Genomic DNA, 1,649 nt, shown 5'->3' on the forward strand with positions numbered 1-1,649 from the left:
TCTATTCGGCAGCAAACGACTCGTGCTGGTGGCGATCACTGTGTTGTCCGTATAGCTCATGCGTTCCATATCCTTTTGAAATCATGTTCCTCTTGCTGATCCACAGAGGAGCAGTGTCCTTTTACTGAGAGGTTTCAATAGTCGGTTCGTATTGATCCAGCAGGCCCATGACCTGCGTGTCATCGGCGTACTTGGATTTCAGATGTTGCAAGGCGGCATCCGTGCCTTCGCAATGCTGGTTAATGTCGTTGATCACTTGCTCGACACGTGCCTTTTTGTCGACGTCAGGAATCTCTCCGCGGAGCACATCGCACACGTCGCGATGCTCTGCGAATGCCTGGACATCAGGTGGCGTTTGCGCATGTACGGCCGATGCCTGGCCCAGGGTGAGTATCAACCAGAAGAGCATTACCGAATGTTGTGGCATGGCTTCAGCGTCCGTCGGTTGACCAATGAGGTTTGTCTTTGTCGCCGCCTTTGAACTTGATGACCCTGTAGGTCGCACCCACTGCGTGCAGGTCCTCATTCATTCCTGTTTTCGGATCTGTCGAAATATCCACGGTTCTACCCATGGCATCCTTTATCGAAAGAGTGCCCGTCCAACTGATCGTCATATCAATCGCTTTACCCTCGATATGTCGGGACGTCAGTGCGGGGGCAACTCTCAAGTTTCCCATGCCATATCCATTGACCATGGCCGTGGCAGCGGCAACGGATTTTTCCCTGCAGTAATCGCCTTTTTCGTTTAAGTGGCCCCACTGGATGTCCACTCCCTCACGCTCAGGAATAGTTAACGGGTCCGCATCCGCATTGACGATTTTCCAGGCCCAATGCATCAAAAAAGCACGATTGGCAGGACGCAGGGTGGCCGAAATGGCGACGCTGGCACCTGCCGCGTTGAGAGCACTGAGAAAGGAAGCAACTGATATGGCAAAGGCTGAGTTCATCTCATCAAGTCTCGTGCTGGTGGGAAATTTTGATACCCACAAGGCGCCGCTTAATTGCTTCGTGGGGATCTCAACAGTCACAGGCGTCTGATCTGATGAGGGGGTCAAAAGATGTTGCGCGATCGTCATGGTAAGGAACCTCGATGGTGGCTATTTGTGGGGTGTCTGATCGCACAATTTGAGTCCGGCCTTGCTCATCAGAAACGCCGACAACGACATCTCCCGACTCCAGCTTGATCCGGTACGTGACACCGTTCAGCGTGACACCTGTTTTTTCGTCTTTAAGCAAAAAAAACAGATCAAAAGGTCTTGATGCGTCTGCCCCTGTGCTGTTTGAACCCGGGCTCGCTGCCTGGTGGGATGAATTGCGAAAAACCTCGAGATTGGCGAGCTGCATCTCTGTTCGCTGGAGCAGCTCGGTTAAACCGTTGGCACCTGTCATGCCTTGCACCAGGCTGCCGTCTTCCAGGGCGATTTTGTAGGGTTGGCCTTCAACAATTGCGCCTGGATCATCTTCGTAGTGCAGAAGATGCCGTTGGTCCGCGCCGTCCCGACCGAAAACAGGAATGGCCGCACTGTCGGTTTTCGGCCCCACCCAGTCATGCTCGCCGGCATGCACAATGGCCTTGCCCTGCGTACCGATTTCGACCCCGCCACCGATCCTGATGTAGCTGCCGTCATCGGCCACCAGGCGGATGGTGG

At 54.0% G+C, this 1,649-nt stretch carries 2 protein-coding genes and 1 pseudogene; all 3 read right to left on the reverse strand.

The window, feature by feature from the left end; translation table 11 throughout:
• Positions 1 to 121 precede the first annotated feature (121 nt).
• Positions 122 to 427 carry a hypothetical protein gene (locus BVK86_RS28865; RefSeq protein ID WP_075949611.1) on the reverse strand — a complete coding sequence of 102 codons (306 nt, stop codon included), beginning with the start codon at positions 425 to 427 and terminating at the stop codon, positions 122 to 124.
• 4 nt (positions 428 to 431) lie between these two features.
• Complete coding sequence (locus tag BVK86_RS28870) at positions 432 to 1,076, reverse strand: peptidoglycan-binding domain-containing protein (RefSeq protein WP_083659372.1); 645 nt, start codon at positions 1,074 to 1,076, stop codon at positions 432 to 434.
• Positions 1,018 to 1,649 (reverse strand): annotated as a pseudogene (locus tag BVK86_RS30015) (hypothetical protein); the annotation flags it as partial. The gene BVK86_RS28870 and the pseudogene BVK86_RS30015, both read right to left, overlap by 59 nt.

The organism is Pseudomonas reinekei, assembly GCF_001945365.1.
Lineage (GTDB): Bacteria > Pseudomonadota > Gammaproteobacteria > Pseudomonadales > Pseudomonadaceae > Aquipseudomonas > Aquipseudomonas reinekei.

Coding starts and splice junctions, on each gene's coding strand:
- BVK86_RS28865 (WP_075949611.1), bottom strand. CDS start 427: ATGCCACAACATTCGGTAATGCTCTTCTGGTTGATACTCACCCTGGGC.
- BVK86_RS28870 (WP_083659372.1), bottom strand. CDS start 1,076: ATGACGATCGCGCAACATCTTTTGACCCCCTCATCAGATCAGACGCCT.